The organism is Nevskia soli (assembly GCF_903970205.1).
Taxonomy (GTDB): Bacteria; Acidobacteriota; Terriglobia; order Bryobacterales; family Bryobacteraceae; genus Bog-113.
Genome location: NZ_CAJCHS010000200.1, coordinates 1 through 6,068, shown reverse-complemented (window position 1 = coordinate 6,068; position 6,068 = coordinate 1). Strand labels below are relative to the sequence as shown.

Annotated in this window: 5 protein-coding genes; 1 reads left to right on the top strand and 4 read right to left on the bottom strand. The window is 58.3% G+C overall.

The window, feature by feature from the left end; genetic code table 11:
- On the bottom strand, positions 1-731 hold a 731-nt coding region (locus tag H1Y01_RS09090), incomplete at its 3' end, for a GDP-mannose 4,6-dehydratase (RefSeq protein ID WP_180540124.1).
- On the bottom strand, positions 710-1,804 hold the full coding sequence (locus H1Y01_RS09085; protein ID WP_180540123.1) for a nucleotidyltransferase family protein: 1,095 nt from the start codon (positions 1,802-1,804) through the stop codon (positions 710-712). The genes H1Y01_RS09090 and H1Y01_RS09085, both read right to left, overlap by 22 nt.
- Positions 1,805-1,836: 32 nt before the next feature.
- On the opposite strand from H1Y01_RS09085, the gene H1Y01_RS09080 reads away from it, so the two are divergent.
- Positions 1,837-3,609, top strand: coding sequence for a thiamine pyrophosphate-binding protein (locus tag H1Y01_RS09080; RefSeq protein ID WP_180540122.1), 1,773 nt, complete (start codon positions 1,837-1,839; stop codon positions 3,607-3,609).
- 263 nt (positions 3,610-3,872) lie between these two features.
- Here H1Y01_RS09080 and H1Y01_RS09075 read toward each other — a convergent pair whose 3' ends face one another.
- Positions 3,873-4,559, bottom strand: a complete 687-nt coding sequence (locus tag H1Y01_RS09075) for an NAD-dependent epimerase/dehydratase family protein (RefSeq protein WP_219341408.1) — start codon at positions 4,557-4,559, stop codon at positions 3,873-3,875.
- 119 nt (positions 4,560-4,678) lie between these two features.
- On the bottom strand, positions 4,679-5,995 hold the full coding sequence (rfbH, locus tag H1Y01_RS09070; protein WP_180540121.1) for a lipopolysaccharide biosynthesis protein RfbH: 1,317 nt from the start codon (positions 5,993-5,995) through the stop codon (positions 4,679-4,681).
- Between the last annotated feature and the right edge of the window lie 73 nt (positions 5,996-6,068).

Below are 6,068 nucleotides of genomic sequence, written 5' to 3'. Positions count from 1 at the left end.
CCCGACCCGAGGTTGATCGTTTCCCCAAACACCGCGTCCGCGCAACCGGCTTTCAGGAATCCGTCCACCGTATCGCTGATGAAGTTGAAGTCTCGCGTCGGAGTGAGGCTGCCAAGCTGGACCGTTTCGCCGTTCAGACATTGCGCGAGGATCGACGGAATGACCGCGCGCGCGGACTGGCGGGGTCCGAAGGTATTGAATGGGCGCACGGTGACGACGGGTAATCCGAACGAGAGATAGAAAGCTTCGGCGATCTTATCCGCGCCGATCTTAGTGGCAGCGTATGGCGATTGGGCTTGCAGCGGATGCGCTTCGTCGATGGGCGTGTATCGTGCGCTGCCGTAGACTTCGCTGGTGGATGTGTGCACCACGCGTTCGACCCCTAGCTCGCGCGCGGCTTGCAGGATGTTGAGCGTACCTTCGATGTTGGTGCGGACGTAGGAACCGGGTGCGTTGTAAGAATACGGAATGCCGATTAGCGCCGCGAGGTGAAACACGACCGAGCAGTCTTTGACGGCTGGACGAACGCTTTCGCGATCGCAAACATCGCCCGCGATTACCTGCATTTCATCGGCCTTAGGCGATTGGTCGAGCCAGCCTCGGCTGCCGAGAGCGTTGTAATGAACAAGCGCGCGGACCTTCGCGCCGGCATCTACTAAAGCTTCACTAAGATGACTTCCGATGAATCCGCCCGCGCCGGTAACCAGGACTAAGCGTCCACGCCAGCACAAGTCGGCCTCCCATCCGCATGCTGCTGCGCTTGTTCATAGTCAGCATGCCGGCCGATATCGACCCAATACTCGCGAATCGGATAAGCCTCGACGCGGCGATCGTTGGCTACTAACTTCTCGATAACATCGGTCATCTGAAATTCGCGCGCGGCCGGAAGGTACGGCTGCACCGAGGGCTCGATCAAATAGATTCCGGCGTTGACGAAGAAGCCAAGATTCGGCTTTTCTTTAATACCGAGGATGCGCGTATTTTCGCATTCGACCACGCCATACGGGACTTGCAGCTCGTAGCGGCGCACCGCGACGGTCATCTCCGCGCGTTGATCCTGATGGTATTGATAGAACGCTTCGATGTCGATGTCGCTGAGGATGTCGCCGTTCATCACCAGCATCGGGCCTTGCAGGCGCGGCAGCAGGCCGAGTGCGCCGCCGGTGCCGAGCGGCGTGTTCTCGTTGACATATGAGATATCGACGCCGAACGCGGAACCGTCGCCGAAGTGATCGACGATGGCCTCCGGGCGGTAATGCGTGGTGATGTTGATCTTCCGGACACCGACAGTGCGCAGCTTGTCGACGATTAATTCCATCAGCGGCTTGCCGCCGACCGGGAGCATGGGTTTGGGGAGTTGGTCGGTGAGCGGACGCAGACGCAGACCTTCCCCGCCCGCCATTACGATAGCTTCAACTGCCGCGAGAGTCTGGGGGAGTAAGTCGCGAAGGAGAGCTACATCGACCACTCGACCTTCGTTATCGAGGAGCGGGACTTGTCGGACGTTGGCGCCTTGCATCAGCGCGAGCAGATCGCGTCCGGAGGTTCCGGCGGCCGCGGTCACCGGGACGGCATGCGGCATTCTGGTCTTGATATCGAGAAGACCTTCGATGGAATCGCCGAGCGCGTAGCCGGCTAAGATTCCGCGGCGCACATCGCCATCCGTTAGAGTGTTGATCAGCCGCTGTTCTGAATCGACGATCAGGGCCAGGCTGGCGCGGCCGCTGCGATCGATGCACGCGATCGCTTCACCGATAGTAGCGGAGCGGGGTAGCGAAATTGCGCTTATATTAATCGAAGACAAGGGTAAAGAACCTATTCTAGCCGTTAGGACTCATGACAAGACTCGCTGATTACGTGATGCAGTTGCTTGCCGAACGCGGGGTGCGGGACATCTTTCTTGTCTCAGGCGGCGGAATTATGCATTTGCTGGACGCGGTGGGGAGTCATCCGGCGGTGCGGTACTGCTGCAACTATCACGAGCAGGCTTGTGTGATCGCGGCGGAGGCGTATGCGCGGCAGACCGGGAAGATCGGGGTTGCACTGGTTACGGTGGGTCCGGGCGCGGCCAATGCGGTCTCGGGAGTGCTGGGCGCGTGGGTGGATTCGATCCCGGTGCTGGTGATCTCCGGGCAGGTGCGGCAGGATCTGATCGCCGACTACGCGAAGCAGCGGCAGTTCGGACCGCAGGAAGCGAATACTCTCGCGATGGCCGCTCCGGTTACTAAGTATGCGGTGCGAGTTACCGAGCCGGCGCGCATTCGATATGAGTTGGAGAAGGCGCTGTATCTGGCGTGCTCGGGGCGGCCGGGCCCGGCGTGGGTAGAGATTCCTTTGGATGTGCAGGGCGCTTTGGTCGATGTTGCTTCGTTGGAGGGCTTTCGTGCGCCTTCTTCTTCGGGATTCGATGCGGGGGGATTTGCGGGGATAGTTAGTGCGCTTCGCGCATCCAAGCGGCCCTTAGTCGTTCCAGGAAACGGGATTCATGCGGCCGGAGCTGAGCACTTACTTCGGGAGTTCCTGGACCTATCACGATTTCCCGTAGCTGTGCCATTTACGGCAAAGGATCTGGTGGAAGAAGAGTACCCGAGATATGCAGGGGTTTTCGGGACAGCGGGTCAGCGCCGGGCTAACTTCGCTGTTCAGAATTGCGATTGCCTCCTGGCGCTTGGAGCCGGGCTGAACACGCAGAAGGTCGGGTTTAACGCGAAAGGATTCGCGCCGCGTGCGGTTAAGATTATCGTCGATATCGATCAGCAGCAGATCGATGGGCAGGTGCTTCGGCCGGACTTGAGTCTGCGCTGCGATGTTCGTAAGTTTCTAGCTTTGTTAGTTGAGCGGGCTTCCGAGTTGTGCCCTTCGGATGCGTGGTTGGAGGCGATTCGTCGATGGCGGGAGCGGTATCCGCCGGTTCGTACTGAGTTGACTGAAGTGTGCGGGGCTGTTAATTCTTACGTGTTCATGGATCGGCTTTCGGATTTACTCTTGCCAACCGACACAGTTGTTACTGGCGCCGGCTTAGATGCCGTTAGCTGTTATCAGGCGTTTCGTGTGAAGCGGGGGCAACGCGTTCTGATTAGTGGATGGGGTTCGATGGGTTGGGACTTACCGATGGCTGTGGGGGCTTGTTTTGGGAGTGGGAAGCGACGCGTGGTGTGTGTTACCGGAGATGGGAGCATGCAATGGAATCTGCAGGAGATGTTGACGATTGCGCGGAATGCTCTGCCGGTGAAGTTATTTGTATTCAATAACTCGGGATATTCGAGTATCAGGGCTACGCAGAACGCGTTTTTTAACGGCCGGTTTGTAGGTTCGGATTTCGGCTCGGGATTGGCGAATCCGGATTTTGAGGCTTTGGCTCGGGCTTATGGATTTGCCTATCATGCGATTGGGGATCATGAAGAGCTGAAGGGTGGATTATCCGAGGTTTTAAGTACGGATGGGTCGGGATTGTGTGAGGTTCGCATTGCTCCGGAGCAGGCGATTGAGCCGAAGGCTACGGCTTTCCGGCGGGCGGATGGTAGTTTCGAGTCGCGGCCGCTAGAGGATATGGCGCCGTTTCTGTCGCGCGAAGAGATTTACGAGAATATGCATTTGTTCGATGAGTAGGGGACCCTCCCTTTCGGTCGGGCTCAGTGTGAAGCTATGACTAAAGGATGGTAGAACCGACCACAACCCGGGTATAACTCGCCACAACGCACCAAACCCGCATACCGCACCAAACCCGCACACCAAACCAAACCCGCACCTAACGCGCCATACCGCACACCAAACCAAACCCGCACGTAACGCACCATACCCACCTAACGCACCATACCCACACACTGAGCCCGACCGAAAGGGAGGGTTTGGCCGCGTGAGTAAAGCGGTGGTCAGGTCAGCAGCCAGTTGTAAGTGCGGCGGAGTGATTCGTCTATCGTGGTCCAGGTTTGCAAGTTTAATTCTGTTCGGGCGCGTCGGGTATCCGGGACATACACGTCAGGCTGGCTTGTCTGACCGAGGATCTCCACCTCGCTCCCCGGGATCGTTAATTGGGCTGCCTTGTGGGCGAGTTCTGCGATGGTGATCGGCGCGTCTCCCCCCACATCGTAGGTCCCCTCGCCCTCAACTAACAGCGTCCATAGCCAGGCCGCCAGATCACCGGCATACAAATAAGTGCGGATCGCGGTTCCGTCGCCCTGGACCACGATCGGGCCCCCTTTGAGCGCGTCGCGAATGAAGTTTCCCGCGGCGAAGTTCGCATCCAACTTCAAGTAAGGACCGATGAACGCGAAGAGTCTCGCGATCACCGCTCTGCCCGCAAGCAGCGCTTCACTTTCTCGCTTCAGTTGTGCGTACTCGGTCTGATGCTTGTAAACTGCTCCGGAACTCGTATACAAGATGCGTTCGGCGCCGCTCCGCTCAGAGAACTCAAGCACGCGGCGGGTCAGAGACGCGTCCGGGGCGGCGTGGATGATATAGCGACAATCCTCCGAGGGGAACGACGGCGACGACCGGGTTACTATCGAGGCTTGGGCGTTGAGTCCGAGGCGGTCGTTGGCCCATGTCAGACTCTGCACGAGCCAAGTTCCGACAAATCCCGTTCCTCCAGTGATGAGTATTCGTTCGTCGCGCAAAGCTTCCCAAACGCGCCCGGGAACCCGTTCGAGGATTTCGTCGAGATCGCGCGCCAGCCGGTTCAGAACGCTTTCACCAGTTTGTGGAAGATATCGGCCATATAGTCCAGCATTTCGTCGGTTAGTCCCGGATAGACGCCGACCCAGAAGACCTGGTTCATCACGAAGTCGGTATTAGTCAACGGGGAAGCGACGCGGTGTGCGATATCGCGATAAGCGGGCTGGCGCAGTAGGTTGCCGCCGAATAAGAGACGCGTCGCGATCTTATGTTCTTCGAGGAAGGCGACGGCCTGATTACGCGTGAAAGGTGCGTCGCTGCGAACCGCGAGCGGGAACCCAAACCAGCTCGGCTCCGAGTTCTCCGTAGCTTCAGGCAGGATGAATACAGCATCGAGGTCACCCAGCGCGTGATGCAGCCGTTTGAAATTGGCCCGTCTTCGAGCAATAAATTCGGGCAACTTCGCCATCTGAGAAGTACCGATGGCCGCCTGCATGTCGGTCATCTTCAAGTTGTATCCGATGTGCGAGTACGTGTACTTATGATCGTAGCCGGCGGGCAAGTCGCCGAGTTGCCATTCGAAGCGTTTGCCGCAGGTGTTGGCTTTGCCGGGCTCACACCAGCAGTCGCGTCCCCAATCGCGAAAGGATTCGTCCAGCGTGGTCAGCAACGGCTTCGAACTCAGCACGCAGCCTCCTTCACCCGTCGTGATGTGGTGCGCGGGGTAGAAGCTCAGGGTCGCTAAGTCGCCGAAAGTGCCAACCTTCTGTTGGTTATATGTCGCTCCTGCCGCGTCACAGCAGTCTTCGATTAACCACAGATCATGCTCCCGAGCGAATTCAACGACGGTGGCTAAGTCAAAGGGGTTTCCTAAGGTATGCGCCAGCATCACCGCCCGGGTGCGTGTCGATAACGCTTGATCGAGAAGAGACGCGTCGATGTTATAAGTCGGAATCTGCACATCAACGAAGACGGGAACCAATCCGTTCTGGATGATCGGGTTCACCGTAGTCGGGAATCCAGCAGCAACGGCAATAACTTCGTCTCCAGCCTTCAAACGTAATTCGCCTAACTTCAGCGAGGTCAGGGCACTTATGGCCAGCAGATTCGCGGAAGAACCAGAGTTGACAAGGTTGGCGCCGCGCAGCCCGAAGAACTGCGCGAGTTGCTTCTCGAAACGGGCGGCGAACGGCCCGGTCGTGAGCCAGAAATCAAGCGAGGATCCGACTAATGCCGCAATGTCCGCGGCATCGAAAACGCGGCCGGCCACCGGCACCGGAGTCTCCCCCGCAACGAATGGAACAACGGGGAAAGCCGCGTCGTGATACTCAGAGACCAGCTTGAGAATCGACTGTCTCAAGCTCTCGGCCGGAGAACTCATCGGCGGAACTCCAGAAAAGCTCACGGTACCAATCGATGGTCAATTGCAGCGCGTCTTCAAAGGCGAAGGCGGG

What these genes read in the sequence shown, in the direction of transcription:
- rfbH (WP_180540121.1), bottom strand. Translation starts at nt 5,995, where the DNA reads ATGAGTTCTCCGGCCGAGAGCTTGAGACAGTCGATTCTCAAGCTGGTC.
- H1Y01_RS09080 (WP_180540122.1), top strand. Translation starts at nt 1,837, where the DNA reads ATGACAAGACTCGCTGATTACGTGATGCAGTTGCTTGCCGAACGCGGG.